Raw genomic sequence first — 15,329 nt, forward strand, 5'->3', positions numbered from 1 at the left:
AAGCCGTGCTTTCGCTATCTCCTAGCTCCTAAACGCCAACTTCCGGCTTCAGAAATGCAAACCCTCGCGCCCGGCGATCGTATGCACGTCCTTATCGCCGCGGCCGGAAAGATTGCACAGCACGATCTGATCCTTCGGCATCGAACGCGCCAGCTTGATCGCCTGGGCGATGGCGTGGCTGGATTCGAGCGCGGCGAGGATGCCTTCGGTGCGCGCCAGGGTGCGGAACGCGTCGAGCGCTTCCTCGTCGGTGACGCCGACGTACTCGGCGCGGCCGGTGTCCTTGAGGAAGGCGTGTTCGGGGCCGACGCCCGGATAGTCGAGGCCGGCGGAGACCGAATGCGTTTCCACGATCTGGCCGTCGTCGTCGCACAGCACGTAGGTGCGGTTGCCGTGCAGCACGCCCGGGCGGCCGGCCGCCAGCGAGGCGGCGTGGCGGCCGGTGTCGATGCCGTCGCCGGCCGCTTCGGCGCCGACGATGCGCACGCCGCGGTCGTTGAGGAAGGCGTGGAACAGGCCGATGGCGTTGCTGCCGCCGCCGACGCAGGCGGTGACCGCATCGGGCAGGCGGCCGTATTCGGCCAGCATCTGCGCGCGCGCTTCGCGCCCGACCACGGCGTTGAAGTCGCGGACCATGCGCGGATACGGATCGGGACCGGCGACGGTGCCGATGATGTAGAAGGTGTCGCGCACGTTGGTCACCCAATCGCGCATCGCTTCGTTGAGCGCGTCCTTGAGCGTCTGCGAGCCGCTGGTCACCGGCACCACGGTCGCGCCGAGCAGCTTCATGCGGTAGACGTTGATCTTCTGCCGCTCGATGTCGGTCGCGCCCATGTAGACCACGCACTCCAGGCCCAGGCGCGCGGCCACGGTGGCGCTGGCGACGCCGTGCTGGCCGGCGCCGGTCTCGGCGATGATGCGGGTCTTGCCCATGCGGCTGGCGAGCAGCGCCTGGCCGATGGTGTTGTTGATCTTGTGCGCGCCGGTGTGGTTGAGGTCTTCGCGCTTGAGCAGGATGCGCGCGCCGCCGACTTCGTCGCTGAGGCGCTCGGCGTGATAGATCGGGCTCGGGCGGCCGACGTAATGGGCGAGGTCGCGCTCGAAGGCTTCGATGAAGGCGGGATCGACCCGCGCCTCGTCGTAGGCCTTGGCCAGTTCCTCGATCGGCGCGATCAGGGTCTCGGCGACGAAGCGGCCGCCGAACCGGCCGAAGTGGCCTTGCGCGTCGGGATAGGCGTGGAAATCGATGGGCTGATCGGAAACGTTGTGAGGGATCGGTTCGGCGGACATCGGCGGCGGCCATCAACACGTGGGGGCCGCGCCATGCGCGGCGGAACCTGGGAGTTTAGGGCATCGGCGGGTCAACCGTACTGTTTCGGCAAGGTCGGAATGGCGGTCCGGTTTCGAGGTGACGCAGTGGGCAAAGGCGGGAGCGGGGAATAAGGGGAATAAAGGGAACAGGGAATGGTGGGATCGCGGGCGTGTCGGGCGGCGCAACGCCTTGCCAAGTCGCGATCGCTCAGGGCGAGTCCGATCGCCGGCGCTTCTCACTGAGGAACAAGAACAGCGGCCACTACCCGCGAACGAACGCCTTATCCGCGCACTCGCCCTTCCCTGTTCCCCTCTTTCCCCTTATTCCCCTGCTTCTCTTCTCACTCCACATAACAATCCGCCCGCCGCACTTCCTCGACGAACTGCCGCATCTTGTCGCCGTCCTTCAAGCCCGGCGCGCTCTCGATGCCGCTGGAGACGTCCACGCCCCACGGCAGGGTCGCCAGGATCGCCTCGAACACGTTTTCCGGGGTGATCCCGCCGGCCAGGACGAAGGGCTTCTGCACGCCGACCGGGATGCGCTTCCAGTCGAAGGTCTTGCCGCTGCCGCCGCTGCCGCCTTCGGCGTGGCTGTCGAACAGGAAGCCGGCGGCGCCGGGGTAGCGCATCAGCAAGGTCGAGGGATGCTGGCCGGCGAGTTCGCCGCCCATCGCGATGGCTTTGAGATACGGCACGCCGAAGCCGCGGCAGTAGGCGTCGTCTTCGTTGCCGTGGAACTGCAGCAGGCTCGGGCGCACCTGGCGCACGACCTCGCGCACTTCCTCGACCGGGTTGTCGGCGAACAGCGCGACCGCGTCGACCAGCGGCGCCAGCGCCTGACGCATGGCGCGCGCCTCCTCCGGCGCGACCCGGCGCTTGCTGCCGGCGGCGAACACGAAGCCGATCGCGTCGGCGCCGAGTTCGCAGGCCAGGCGCACGTCGCCGGGCCGGGTGAAACCACAGAACTTGATGCGGGTGCGGAACAGGGTGCGGGACGGATTCAAAGGCAGACCTCGGCAGGCAACTGGCATTCGACGGGGTAACGCGGCCCGACGAACACCAGTCCCGCCGACGGAGCGGTCGGACCGGCGACCGTGCGGTCGCGCCCGGCCAGCAGTTCGGCGATCCAGCCCTCGGGCCGGTCGCCGCGGCCGACCGGCAGCAAGCTTCCGACAATGTTGCGCACCATATGGTGAAGAAACGCGTTCGCCTGCACTTCCATCTCCACGATATCGCCTTCGCGCCTGACCGCGATGTGCTGCAGATCGCGGCGCGCGTGCGGCGCCTGACAGTGGACCGTGCGGAACGCCGAGAAATCGTTCTCGCCCAGCAGCGCCTGGGCCGCGCGGTGCATGGCGTCGGCGTCGAGCGGGCGCCGTTCCCAGCTCAGGTATTGGCGCTGCAGCGCCGGACGCACCGGGCGGTTGAGGATGCGGTAGCGGTAGCGGCGCGCGCGCGCCGAGAAGCGGGCGTGGAAGTCCGCCGCCACCGGCACGCACCAGCGCACGCAGACCGACGGCGGCAGGCGCGAAGTCGTGCCGAGCACCCAGCCGCGCGCTTCGCGCTCGACCGGGCTGTCGAAGTGCACGACCTGACACGAGGCGTGCACGCCGGCGTCGGTGCGGCCGGCGCAGACCACGTCCACGGGCGCGCCGGCGACGAAGCTCAGCGCTTGCTCCAGCGTGGTTTGGACGGTGGTTTCGCCGCGCAGAGCCCGCCCCGGACTCGATCCGGGGTCCGGCTCGCCGGGACGCACCAGACGCTGCCAGCCGGAGAATTCGCCGCCGTCGTATTCCACGCCCAAGGCGTAGCGCCGCAGCGGCGCGGCGGGTGCGGTGTCGGCGTCGTTCATGCCCTGCCCTTGCCTGCGGCGGACCGGCCTCAGCCGGCGCGGTCGCCGCCGGCGGCCTCCAGCTCGCGCAGCAGGCGCGCGGCCTGCTGGCGCGCGGCGTGGTCGCCGTTGATCAGCACTTCGCCGAGCAGCTGGCGGGCGCTGCCTTCGTCGCCGAGGTCGAGGTAGGCGCGGGCCAGTTCGATCCGTTCCAGGCCAACCGAAGACGCAGACGCCGCACCCGGATGCGCTTGCGGCGAGGACTTGGCGACCGTGGCCGGCTCAATGGCCGGCGCCTGGGTCGCGGCGACCGGCGCGGCCGGCACCGGAGCGACCGGGATCGGTGTGGTTGGGGCCGGCGCAGCGCTCGCCGGCAACGCCGGCGGTTCGCGCAGCTGCTGTTCGAGCGTCTGCTCCTGACGGCCAGCGCTGGCCGAATGCCAGGTCGGCACGCGCGACTGGCTCTTGGGCTCGCTGACCGGTGCGGTCCAATGCGGCGGCGCGGGCGGCTCGGCGCGGACCGGCTCGTCGAGCGCGTGCGCGGGCGCGGCGGGTTCGGGCGTCGCGGCGGCCTCGTCGCGCACGCCGTCGGCGACATCGTCGAAATCGAAATCGGTATCGGCCACGGCCGGCACGTCGCGATCGCGGCCCAGCAGCTGCTCGACCGGATCGACCACCGCCGCGCTCTCGGGCTTGCGCCGCAAGGTTTCGACCGGATCGGCCGCGGCGTCCGCGGGCGCGGCCGGCACGAACGGCACCGGCGCGGGCGCCGTCGCGCGGAAATTCGGCCGCTTCGGCTCGCGCCGGCTCAGCACCCAGCCGCCGGCCAGCAGCGCCAGCAAGCCGAAGCCGCCGAACACCCACGGCAGCGGCGAACCGCTGTCGGCGCGGGCCTGACTGTCGGCCAGGCGTTGTTGGGTCGCGGCCAGCTCGCTGTCCTTCATCGCGATCAGCTTCTGCTGATCGGTGCGCAGCTTCTCCAGCTCGGCGACCTTGCCCTTGAGCTCGGCCAGTTCCTGGTCGCGAGCCGCGATGGTTTCGTTGGCCTGTTGCACTTGTTCTCGCACCATTTGGCCCTCGCCTCCGGCGCTGATGCCGGACTGAGCCCCGGCCTTCGCGCGGTCGGCGCCGGGCGGGACGATTTCCAGGCGCGCATCGCTGGCGCGGCCGGCGTCGCGCGCGGCCGGCGCCACCGGCGCCTTGGCGACGCGGTCGGCGTCCACGGTCAACGGCTGCGGCACCGCCTGATGCGGCGCCTGACGCCATTGTTGGATTTGCGCGCGCACCAGTTCGTTGGCTTCGCGCGGGTCGATCGCCGCGGTCTCGCCGCCGGCCGGACGGCGCAGCACGGCGCCGGCGCGCAAGCGGTTGATGTTGCCGCCGACGAAGGCCTCTGGATTGGCCCGCAGCAGCGCGATCATGGTCTGGTTGAGGGTTTCCCCGCCGCCCATCTGCGCGGCGATGCCGGACAGGGTCTGGCCGTGGGCGACGGTGATCTCGCCTTCGCTCGGGATCGACGGCGCGGCGGCCGGCTGCGGCCGCGGTTCGCGGGCGATGCGGCCGGCCTTGGGACGTTCGGCCGGCGCGGGCGCGGGCGCCGGCGCGGCTTCGGGAATCGGTTGGGCCTGCGGCAGCGGTTCCGGCTGGGCGGCGACGACCGGCGGCGGCGACGGCGCCTGCCCCAGATTGCCCGGGTCGTAACCGCGCAGCTCGTTTTCCACCGACAGCGGATCGGCCTGCTGGGCTTGCGCGCCGAACGGCAGCGGCGCCTCCAGCGGACGTTCGATGGTGTTGGGATTGGCGCCGGTGGCGGCCTGGATCGGCGGCTGCATCGGCGCCGAGGCGGTGCGCGGCGCGTCGAGCAGGGCCGAGTATTCGCGGGTCAGGCGGCCCTGGCCCCAGTCCACTTCGATCAGGAAGGTCAGCAGCGGCTGCTGCACCGGCTGGGTGCTGGTGACCCGGATCACCGGCTTGCCGTTGCGGTCCACCGCCAAGGTGAAGCGCAGGTCGGTGACGATGCCCTGCGGCGGCTCGAGGCCGATGCGCTGGAAGGTTTCCGGCGAGGCCAGACCGGCGCGCAGCTGGGCCAGTTCTTCCGGGCCGCTGGCGATGACCGGGATTTCCGCCAGCAAGGGCTGGCCGGCACGCGATTTGACCTCGATCTGGCCCAGACCCAGCGCGCAGGCCGCTCCGCTGGCCAATGCCAGCGCCAGGCCGAGGGCGGTGCGTGCGAAACCTGATCTCACGAGCGGTCCCAATCCGAAGTCAGGCGGCGACTCTAAAGGGGTACGGGCTGAATGCGCAACGCATTCGTTAAGTTTTCATCCTAAGCCCTTGAGCGGCTGTGGGGAAGCGCGCGCGCCGCGGAGGCCGACCTGCGGGGCGGGTGTGCCGGGCGGTCGCGTTCCGGCGCGGCCGCGCGCGCGCCGGGTCCTTAAAAGACATCGGGCCCCGCGGGGCCCGATGTCCTGACGCTTGCCTCGGCCGGCGGCCTCAGCGTTCGTTCCACACCAGTTCGGCCAGCTGCACCGCGTTGGTGGCCGCGCCCTTGCGGATGTTGTCGGCCACCACCCACAGCGACAGGCCGCGCGGGTGCGAGATGTCCTCGCGGATGCGGCCGACGAACACCGGGTCCTCGCCCGAGGCGTGGGTCACCGGGGTCGGGTAGCCGCCGCCCTTGGCCTCGTCCACCACCACCAGGCCCGGCGCCTTCTCCAACAGCGCGCGCGCGTCCGCGGCCGAGAGCTTGTCGCGGGTTTCGATGTGCACCGCCTCGGAGTGGCCGTAGAACACCGGCACCCGCACGACGGTTGCGTTCACGCCGATGCTCTCGTCGCCGAGGATCTTGCGGGTCTCCCAGACCAGCTTCATCTCTTCGGTGGTGTAGCCGTTGTCGGTGAAGTCGCCGCCGTGCGGGATCACGTTGAAGGCGATCTGCACCGGGTAGATCTCCGGCTCGGCTTGCTGGAAGTTCAGCAGCGCCGCGGTCTGCCGGCCCAGCTCTTCCATCGCCCGCTTGCCGGTGCCGGACACCGACTGGTAGGTGGCGATGTTGATCCGCTCGAGCTTGGCTTTGCGGTGGATCGGCGCCAGCGCGACCATCAGCTGCATGGTCGAGCAGTTCGGATTGGCGACGATGCCGAGCGGGCGGTTCTTGAGCGCGTCGGGATTGACCTCGCTGACCACCAGCGGCACGTCGTCCTGGTAGCGGAACGCCGAGGAATTATCGATCACCACCGCGCCGGCGGCGGCGAACCGGGGCGCGTACTCCTTCGACACCGAACCGCCGGCCGAGAACAGGGCGATGTCCACGCCGGTGGGATCGAACTTGGCCAGATCCTCCACGACCAGGGTCTGCCCTTCGAACTCGATTTTCTCGCCCGCCGAACGCTCGCTCGCCAGCACGTGCAGTTTGCCGATCGGGAATTTGCGCTCGGCCAGCACCTTCAACATGGTTTCACCGACCGCGCCGGTGGCACCGACGACGGCGACATTGCAGGACGTCTTGGCGTTCATCTGTTCTGAGTTACCTGACTTGTGGGGACCGCCGGACCCATTTCCGGCGGGGTGTTGCGAAATCTGCGGAGACTGCGAAACCGGCTTGGCGTGGCGAGGCCTTCAGGGCCGATGCTTTCGCGCCGGGCCGCGCGCGGCCGAAGCGGAACCATCGGGCCGGCGGCCCCGCCGCGAATCATTTCGTTTTAGCCACGTCCGCGGCATTGAGCGGACTCGGCGGATCGCCCGCGCGCGGGCCGTGGCCCAGCGCGGCGATCAGGTTGTCGACCGCCAGCGCCACCATCGCCCGGCGCGTGGCGAGGCTGCCGCTGGCGATGTGCGGGGTCAGCACCACCCGGCGCTGCGCCAACAGGCGCGGGTTGAGCCTGGGCTCGCCCTCGTACACATCCAGACCGGCGGCGCCGAGCCGGTTGTGTTCGAGCGCGTCGCACAGCGCGTCCTCGTCGACGATGCCGCCGCGGGCGATGTTGGTCAGCGTCGCGTGCGGCTGCATCTTGGCCAGCGCGGCGGCGTTAATCAGGTGATGCGATTGCGGCGAGTACGGCAACACCAGCAGCAAGTGATCGGCGCGCGCCAGCAACTCGTCGAACCCGACGTAGGCGGCCTGGCACTGCGCTTCGACCGCCTCGGGCAAGCGGCTGCGGTTGTGGTACAGCGTGCGCATGCCGAAGCCGGTGGCGCGGCGCGCGATGGCTTGGCCGATCCGGCCCATGCCGAGGATGCCGAGCGTCGCGCCGTGCACGTCGGCGCCGAGCAGGCTGTCGAAGCTCCAGCGCTGCCAATGCCCTTCGCGCAGCCAGCGCTCGGCCTCGCCGATCCGGCGCGCGGTCGCCATCATCAGCGCGAAGCCGAAATCGGCGGTGGTTTCGGTCAGCACGTCGGGCGTGTTGCTGGCGAGGATGCCGGCGGCGCTGAGCGCGCCGACATCGAGATTGTTGTAGCCGACGCCGACGTTGGCGACCGCGCGCAAACGCGACGCGCCGGCGATCTGCGCCGCGCCGATGGGATCGTTGAGGGTCACCAGCGCGCCGTCCATGCGGCGCAGGATCGCGTTGACGGCCGCGGGCGCGTGCTGGGTGACCTCAGCGGTGGTTTCCACCTCGAAGTATTCGCCCAGCCGCGCGACGAGGTCGGCGAACAGCGGCTGCGACACCCACACGCGCGCACGCTCAGACATCGCCCGCGTCCGCCTGCGCCGGCACCCGCGGCGTCACCGTGCCGACGTCGCCGCATTGCGCGCGGTGGCGCAGCGCCTGATCCATCAGCACCAGCGCGACCATCGCCTCGCAGATCGGCGTCGCCCGCACGCCCACGCACGGGTCGTGGCGGCCGGTGGTGACCACTTCGACTTCGTGGCCGTGCACGTCCAGGCTGCGGCCCGGCAGGCGCAGGCTCGAGGTCGGCTTGAACGCGGCCGAACAGCGCAGGCGCTGACCGGTGCTGATGCCGCCGAGGATGCCGCCGGCGTGATTGCTGGCGAAGCCCTGCGGCAGCAGTTCGTCGCGATGCTCGGTGCCCTTCTGCGCGACGCTGGCGAAGCCGTCGCCGATCTCCACGCCCTTGACCGCGTTGATGCTCATCAACGCCGCGGCCAGTTCGCCGTCGAGCTTGCCGTAGATCGGCTCGCCCCAGCCCGGCGGCACGCCGTCGGCGATCACGTCCACGCGCGCGCCGACCGAATCGCCGGACTTGCGCAGCGCGTCCATGTACTGCTCCAGCTCGTCGACCTGCGCCGCGTGCGGCCAGAAGAACGGGTTGGTTTCCACCGCGTCGAGATCGAAACCGGCCGGCACGACCTCGCCGATCTGCGCCATGTAGCCGCGCACGACAACGCCGTAACGCTGCGCCAACCACTTTTTGGCGATCACGCCGGCGGCCACGCGCATCGTGGTCTCGCGCGCCGACGAGCGACCGCCGCCGCGCGGGTCGCGGTGGCCGTACTTCTGCCAATAGCTGTAATCGGCGTGGCCCGGGCGGAACTGCTCGGCGATGTTGCCGTAGTCCTTGCTGCGCGCGTCGGTGTTGCGGATCAGCAGCGCGATCGGGGTGCCGGTGGTGCGGCCTTGATAGACGCCGCTGAGGATTTCGATCTCGTCGGTCTCGCGCCGCTGCGAGGTGTGGCGGCTGCGGCCGGTGGCGCGGCGGTCGAGGTCGTGGCGGAACTCCTCCGGCGCCAGTTCCAGGCCCGGCGGGCAGCCGTCGACGACGCAGCCGATGGCCGGGCCGTGGCTTTCGCCGAACGTGGTGACGGTGAGGATAGTACCGAAGCTGTTGCTGGCCACTGCGGGGGGATCCTGGTGGGTGCCGGGTGGAGCGTTGGCGATGATCGCGGAGGTGGGTGTGGTCTGGATGAAGCGGTGGGTTCGTCGTGATTGCGGGTTCGCGGTCGCGGCTTACGCCGCTCCTACAGGCGCGGATCGATGGTAAGTCGCGGCCGTGACGGGCGGAAATGATCGATTCGCAGGCGCCGCCCCCGCTTGAGAGAACCGGGAGTGCCCGCACGAATCGCAGCGAGCGCCCCCGACGCGACGAAGCATCGGGTCCGAGGACGTTCCCGCGGGACTTGCCGCCAGGCCCGGCCCGCGGGAACGTCCTCGGACCCGATGCGCCCCGCCCAACTGACGCAACACAGCGCGAACCGCCCCGGCCACCATAGCCGACCGTCCCGGTTTCCGCTGTAACGAAGGCAGGCGCACGCCTGCGGCGACCTCGAAGAGTCCGCAGGCGTAAGCGATCAGTGAGCGCAGACGCCGCGGGGCGTTTGCGAGTTCCGGCCGGTCCGGCGCCGGCGATGCTGTGGGCAGCGTCGCTTGCGGCGCTGCGCGAGGCTTCCGCCCCGCGCTACCAGCCGCCGACGCGCGTGATCCGAAGAGGCTCGATCAGGCTCGCGCGTCGGCGAGCCGTTTGATCTCGTCGTGGTGTTCGACCAAGTCGTGGCGCTCGGCCACGAAAATGCCCATCTGGCCGACCTTGAACTCGACCCAGGCCAGCGGCAGCTGCGGCAGCAGCTCGCTCAGCGCGCGCTCGGCTTCGCCGACTTCGCAGATCAGCAAGCCGTGCTCGCTCAGATGCTCCGGCGCGTCGCGCAGGATCTTCAACGCCAGATCGAGACCGTCGTGCCCGGCGCGCAGGCCAAGTTCCGGCTCGAACGAATATTCCTGCGGCAGCGCGTCGGTCTCGTCGTCGGTGACGTAGGGCGGATTGGTGACGATCAGGTCGAACACCTCGCCCTGCAGCCCCTGGAACAGGTCGGACTTGCGCAGCTCGACGTTGTCGGCCAGCAAGCGCTGCTTGTTCTCGGCCGCCAGCGACAGCGCCTCGTCGTTGATGTCGGCGCCGATCACCTCCCACTCGGGGTGGTAATGGCCGGTGGCGATGGCGATGCAGCCCGAACCGGTGCACAGGTCCAGGGCGCGGCGCACCTCGCGGCCGCCGAGCCAGGGCTCGAAGCCGGCTTCGATCAGCTCGGCGATGGGCGAACGCGGCACCAGCGCGCGCGTGTCGCTCTTGAAGCTCAGGCCCGCGAACCAGGCCTCGCCGGTCAGGTAGGCGGCCGGGATGCGTTCGTCGATGCGGCGCTCGAACAGTTCGAGCACGGCGTCCTTTTCCTCGCGGGTGACCCGGCCCTGGCCGTAGACCGGGCTCAGGTCGTGCGGCAGATGCAGCGCGTGCAGGACCAGCTGGGTGGCCTCGTCCAGGGCGTTGTCGTAGCTGTGGCCGAAGCTCAGCCCGGCCGCGTTGAAGCGGCTGGCCCCGTAGCGGATCAGGTCGACGAGGGTCAGCTGTTCGAAGGAAACGGAAGCGGGCACGGCGGGTCCAGGCGGTCGGGGGCGGAACAAGGGGCGCAGTATAGCGGGTCGGCGCTGGGGGGATCAGGGCTCGGGGAGCGGGAAATAGGGGAATAAAGGGAAAGAAGGGAATGGCGGGTTTCACCTGAAGCAGGCCTTGCAGCCTTTGGCGCGCACGCTGGACTCTGCTTCCGCCCCGCCCCGCGCTCCAACCATTCCCCTCTTTCCCTTTATTCCCCTCTTTCCCCGCACCCTGCGCCCCACCGGTATCATCCCCAAGCACTCACGCTGGAACCGCCATGTTCAACCGCACTACCGCCATCGTCCTGGTGGCCGCGCTGGCCGCCGCGCTGGGCCTGTGGGCCGCGCAGAAATACTTCGGCAGCGCCAAGCGCTCGCACCTGCCGCAGACCGAAGCGGTGCGCCTGTTCGACCCGCCGCGCACCCTGCCCGCCTTTTCGCTGCGCCAGTCCGACGGCACCCAGCTGATCCCGGGCGAGCTCAAGGGCCACTGGACCCTGGTCTTCCTCGGCTTCACCCACTGCCCGGACGTGTGCCCGACCACGCTGGCGCAGATGTCGGTGGCGCAGAAGGCCTGGGAAGCGATCCCCGAATCGACCCGCCCGCGGGTGCTGTTCGTCTCGGTCGACCCCGAACGCGACAGCCCCGACAAGATCGGCGAGTACGCCCACGGTTTCCATAAGGACACCCTGGCCGCGACCGCCGACGTGCCGGCGCTGGAGAACTTCGCCAAATCGCTGAGCATGGTGTTCGCCAAGGTGCCCGCCCCGCCGGGCGCGCCGGCCGACCAGTACTCGATGGACCACAGCGCCAGCATGGCCGTGCTCGATCCGCAGGGCCGCATGGCCGGTCTGGTGCGCCCGCCGTTCGAGCCGAACGTGATCGCCCGCGACATGGCCGCGCTGACGGAGGCCACGCCTTGAGCCTCGTCACCACGCTGACCTACGTCCTGCCGCATCGCTTCCTGTCCACGCTGGCGCGGGTGCTGGCCTACTCCGACGACCCGCGGGTCAGCCGCTTCCTGATCGACACCGTGACCGAGAAATTCGGGGTCGATCTCAATGAAGCCGCCAACCCCGATCCGCGTTCCTACCCGACCTTCAACGCGTTCTTCACCCGCGCGCTCAAGCCCGGCGCGCGCCGCGCCGAAGGCGACGCGCGCACCCTGCTGATGCCGGCCGACGGTCGCATCAGCCAGTGCGGGCCGATCCGCGCCGGCGAGATCTTCCAGGCCAAGGGCCGCTCGTTCACCGCGCTGGAACTGCTCGGCGGCGACGAAGCCGCGGCCGCGCCGTTCCGCGACGGCGACTTCGCCACCGTGTACCTGTCGCCACGCGACTACCACCGCGTGCACATGCCCTGGACCGGCACCCTGCGCGAAACCGTGCACGTGCCCGGCCGCCTTTTCAGCGTCGGCCCCGACGCGGTGCGCAACGTGCCGCGCCTGTTCGCGCGCAACGAACGGCTGGTCTGCCACTTCGACACCGAGTTCGGGCCGATGGCGCTGGTGATGGTCGGCGCGCTGCTGGTCTCGGGCGTGGAAACGGTGTGGAGCGGCGTGGAGATTCCCGCCTACGGCGACCGCGTCACTACTAAGGATTACCGCGGCAAGAACATCACCCTCAAGCGCTTCGAGGAAATGGCGCGGTTCAATTACGGCTCGACCGTGATCGTGCTGCTGCCGCCGGGCGTGGCGACGCTGGACCCCGCCCTGCAAGCCGAAACCGCCGTGCGCCTGGGCCAGCCGCTGGCCCGCCGCAACCGCTGAAAGCCCCTGTGTAGGAACGGCGCGAGCCGCGACCGCGAAACCACGCTTGCGTCGTAGGTGCGGTTTCGCGGTCGCGGCTCACGCCGCTCCTACACAGCCGCCATCCAACCCCACGGAGGGGAACCCGCATGACCCGCACCGGACGCCGCCTCGCCCTCGCAGCGCTCGCCCTCGCCCTCACCGCCTGCGGCGCCAAGAGCGAAACCGAACAACTCGCCGACCTGCGCGACGGCCTGACCTACACCCAATACCGCCGCGTCTCCGAAAACGGCCTGCCCGCCGCGCTGGAGGCCTACCGCCTCGGCGCCCAGCTCAGCGACAAGGCCGGCATGGCGCCGCCCGACTTGCCCAAGCTCGGCCCCGCCGACCTGTGCATCGCCCACCTGCTGCTGGCCTACGGCGCGCTCGGCGCCGACAAGACCACGATCGCGGTGGCCGAAACCGACATCGTCGAAGCGCAGGACTGCGCCGCCTTCGACGACCTCGCCGCCGCTTCGCTGCGCTCGGTCGCGTTCCAGCGCCTGGAGTGGCCGCAACTGGCGCAGTCGGAAAGCGAGAAAGTCTGGAGCGCGCAAAACAAGACCGATATCGAATTCGGCAAGGGCCCGGCCGGACAGATGCTCGCCCTGCACTTGGGCCTGGGCTATCTGGCGGTCAGCGAAAAGCGCTGGGACCGCGCCCAGATCCACGCCGACGCGCTCGGCCAGATGCTGCGCGCGCCGTGGCTGGGCAAGATCGCCGAAGCCGGCGTGGCGGTGCAGGAAGGCCGCACCGGCGACGCGCTGATCGCGCTCAAGCGGCTCAGCCAAGACCCCAGCGTCCCGGGCGGTCTGCGCAAGGAACTGGCCGGCTTCATCGCCCAGGCCGAGGCCAAGGGCGGCGACGTGGATTCCTTCGCCTTCATGCCGCGGCTGATCACCACCCTGGCCTGGGACGCGGTCCAGGCGCACGGCCCCGAGGCGATGCAGGCGGCCACCCGTTTCGCCGACGAACAAGCGCTCAAGCCGGTCGGCGAATCGCTGCAGAAAGGCGTCGGCCAAGCCGGCGAGGCCGCCAGCGGCTGGTGGCGCAAGGCGCGCGAGGCGTGGTCGTCGTCGTCGGACAAGAAGGCCGCGCCGGCGGGCTGAGCGCCTCAACCGGCGCACGGTTGCGCGCCGGCGACACCTTCATTCGTCGCCGGCGCGTTCGCTCAAGCGCGCGCCAGCACCGCCGAACGTCCGATCCACCACTGCGCGGCCCAATAGCTGACCAAGACCACGGCCTGCGCCGCCGCGAACGGCGCGGCGAAACGGTCGATGGCCAAGGTCGCGTCGGAGAACACGAAACACGCGCCGCCGATCGCCGCCGCGACGGCGGCCGCGTCCGCGCGCCGCCGCCACACCGCCGCGGCTTGCGCGGCCATCGCCGCGAGCACCGCGACGTAGACGATCACCGGAATGCGCAGTTCGTTGGGCAGATGCGGCCACAACACGCTCAACACCGCACCGGCGAGCGCGGCGTAAGCGAGGAACGGCCACCCCACCGCGAACGGTTTGGCGCGCTTGCACAGGCCGATCAGATAGGCCACATGCGCGCACAGGAACGAGCCCAGGCCGAACACGAACCAATCGCCGGGCAGCATCAGGAACGCGTCGCCGGCGGTGGACAGCAACAGGCCCACGAAGATCGCGCGCCGGTAGCGCGGATCGGCGCCGGCGCCTTCGCGCAGGACCATCGCCGCGATCAGCAGGGTGGTCGCCGGCTTGAACAGATAGTGGAGCCAGATCGCCGCGCCGGGAGCATAAGCGCCGGCGATGGCGAGCGCGGCCGACGCGCATACAGCAAACAGCCAGAGCTTGTCGCGATTCATGACGTCTCCTGATGCGCCGGCGAGTCGCCTCGGGCCGCGAACGCCGCGCGCACCGCGTCGCGCGCTTGCGCTTCCGCGGCGCGGCGCGTCGGCCACGGGTCGTTGTCGGCATAACGCTGCGAGATTCGCAGCAGCGATTCCATGTTCGCGCCGTCGCCGCGCAAAGCCGCGGCCAAGGCGCGCAAGCGCGGCGCGAACTGCGGTACGTACCAAAAGCCGCTCGACGACGAAGCCAATGCGTCGATGCCCGCCGCGGCGCGCGCGGCGTCGGGTTCGCGCAGCGCCCATTGGAACGCGATATCGGCCTGGGCGATCGCCAGCAGATCGGCCAGCGCCGCCGCGTCTTCGCGTTCGCACAAACGCTCGAACGCGGCTTGCGCCTGCTCGCCGTCGTCGCGTTCCAGCGCGGCATACACGTCCAGCCACTCGCACAACAGCGGCGTCGGCTCGGGCTCGGCGGCCAATCGCTCGCGCAGCCCGGGCGGCAGATCGGCGAACGCCGTGCCGTGGACCAGATGCGAATTCATTTCCAGCAACGTCATGCCGGGCAAGTCCTGAAGGCGGTTGCGTAACAGCCGCGCCACGCTGAGCCCGTCGTTGGCGATGCCGCCGACGGTCAGGCACGGGATCAGATTGAGCGCGCCGACCAGTTGCAGCAACGCCAGCAGCAGCCAGACCACCTGCATCGACGAACGGCCAACGGCCCAGGCCGCGCACGCGAACGCCGCGGCCGCGACCAGATTCGCCGCCGCGCCGCCGAGGTAGACCCAGATCCAGTCCTCGCGCCGGTTGCGCCCGGGCGGCGGATACGCCGAGACGAAACCGCCGACTTCCTTCCAGCCGCCGCCGAAGTGCGTCCATCGGGCGCGCAGCCCGCGTCGCCGCGGCTGCAATTCGCACCACAGCACCACCGCGCTTTGCACCGCCATGCCGCGCCAGCGCGCGGCCAGCCAATGCCCGCCTTCGTGCACGGCCACTGCCAGCACGAACCCGGGAATCACCACCAGCGACAACGTCAGTGCGAAATTGAAGCGCGGATGCGAGCTGATCGCCAGGAACGCAATGGCGCCGACGACGAAGATCGCCGCGCCGGCCCACACCGCGACGAACCGGCACGCGCGCAGCCAGCCCGGCGACAGGTCGCGCCACCGCGGCGGCGCGGGCGCGGCGGCCCGCGCCGGTTCGCCGGAGCGGTCGGAATCGGCGGCGGCGCTCAAGCCCTCCATGCGCTCGGCCCGCGCGCCC

At 70.5% G+C, this 15,329-nt stretch carries 13 protein-coding genes; 3 read left to right on the top strand and 10 right to left on the bottom strand.

The annotated features are described in order from the left end of the window. Positions 1-48: 48 nt before the first annotated feature. From trpB to prmB, 8 genes are all read right to left on the bottom strand, one after another. Positions 49-1,290 (bottom strand): tryptophan synthase subunit beta, encoded by a 1,242-nt coding sequence (gene trpB / locus J5226_RS18845; RefSeq protein ID WP_215836029.1) that lies wholly within the window; start codon positions 1,288-1,290, stop codon positions 49-51. Positions 1,291-1,652: 362 nt separating this feature from the next. Next, complete coding sequence (locus J5226_RS18850; RefSeq protein WP_255322853.1) at positions 1,653-2,315, bottom strand: phosphoribosylanthranilate isomerase; 663 nt, start codon at positions 2,313-2,315, stop codon at positions 1,653-1,655. Next, positions 2,312-3,163, bottom strand: a complete 852-nt coding sequence (truA, locus tag J5226_RS18855) for a tRNA pseudouridine(38-40) synthase TruA (RefSeq protein ID WP_215836031.1) — start codon at positions 3,161-3,163, stop codon at positions 2,312-2,314. The genes J5226_RS18850 and truA overlap by 4 nt, the downstream gene beginning before the upstream one ends. Positions 3,164-3,192: 29 nt before the next feature. Continuing rightward, entirely contained in the window at positions 3,193-5,388 is a 2,196-nt protein-coding gene (locus J5226_RS18860; RefSeq protein WP_215836032.1) for a FimV/HubP family polar landmark protein, read from the bottom strand. A gap of 247 nt (positions 5,389-5,635) precedes the next feature. Beyond that, complete coding sequence (locus J5226_RS18865) at positions 5,636-6,658, bottom strand: aspartate-semialdehyde dehydrogenase (protein WP_215836033.1); 1,023 nt, start codon at positions 6,656-6,658, stop codon at positions 5,636-5,638. Between the two features lie 175 nt (positions 6,659-6,833). Continuing rightward, positions 6,834-7,835: a D-glycerate dehydrogenase gene (locus J5226_RS18870; RefSeq protein ID WP_215836034.1), complete on the bottom strand. Its 1,002-nt coding sequence runs from the start codon at positions 7,833-7,835 to the stop codon at positions 6,834-6,836. Continuing rightward, the gene (gene aroC, locus J5226_RS18875) at positions 7,828-8,940 is read right to left on the bottom strand and encodes a chorismate synthase (RefSeq protein ID WP_215836035.1); all 1,113 of its coding nucleotides are present in this window, start codon (positions 8,938-8,940) and stop codon (positions 7,828-7,830) included. The genes J5226_RS18870 and aroC overlap by 8 nt, the downstream gene beginning before the upstream one ends. A gap of 597 nt (positions 8,941-9,537) precedes the next feature. Then, entirely contained in the window at positions 9,538-10,467 is a 930-nt protein-coding gene (gene prmB, locus J5226_RS18880; protein ID WP_215836036.1) for a 50S ribosomal protein L3 N(5)-glutamine methyltransferase, read from the bottom strand. Positions 10,468-10,745: 278 nt separating this feature from the next. Here prmB and J5226_RS18885 point away from each other — a divergent pair, with 278 nt between their 5' ends. From J5226_RS18885 to J5226_RS18895, 3 genes are all read left to right on the top strand, one after another. Then, positions 10,746-11,390, top strand: a complete 645-nt coding sequence (locus tag J5226_RS18885) for an SCO family protein (protein WP_215836037.1) — start codon at positions 10,746-10,748, stop codon at positions 11,388-11,390. Further along, complete coding sequence (gene asd / locus J5226_RS18890) at positions 11,387-12,235, top strand: archaetidylserine decarboxylase (RefSeq protein WP_215836038.1); 849 nt, start codon at positions 11,387-11,389, stop codon at positions 12,233-12,235. The genes J5226_RS18885 and asd overlap by 4 nt, the downstream gene beginning before the upstream one ends. Before the next feature lie 128 nt (positions 12,236-12,363). Next, the gene (locus tag J5226_RS18895) at positions 12,364-13,362 is read left to right on the top strand and encodes a hypothetical protein (RefSeq protein WP_215836039.1); all 999 of its coding nucleotides are present in this window, start codon (positions 12,364-12,366) and stop codon (positions 13,360-13,362) included. 62 nt (positions 13,363-13,424) lie between these two features. On the opposite strand, the gene J5226_RS18900 is transcribed toward J5226_RS18895, so the two are convergent. Together J5226_RS18900 and J5226_RS18905 are read right to left on the bottom strand one after the other, a co-directional pair. Further along, positions 13,425-14,084, bottom strand: coding sequence for a lysoplasmalogenase (locus J5226_RS18900; RefSeq protein WP_215836040.1), 660 nt, complete (start codon positions 14,082-14,084; stop codon positions 13,425-13,427). After that, positions 14,081-15,301, bottom strand: coding sequence for a site-2 protease family protein (locus J5226_RS18905; protein ID WP_215836041.1), 1,221 nt, complete (start codon positions 15,299-15,301; stop codon positions 14,081-14,083). The genes J5226_RS18900 and J5226_RS18905 overlap by 4 nt, the downstream gene beginning before the upstream one ends. Positions 15,302-15,329: the final 28 nt, after the last annotated feature.

This window comes from Lysobacter sp. K5869, assembly GCF_018847975.1.
Taxonomy (GTDB): domain Bacteria; phylum Pseudomonadota; class Gammaproteobacteria; order Xanthomonadales; family Xanthomonadaceae; genus Lysobacter.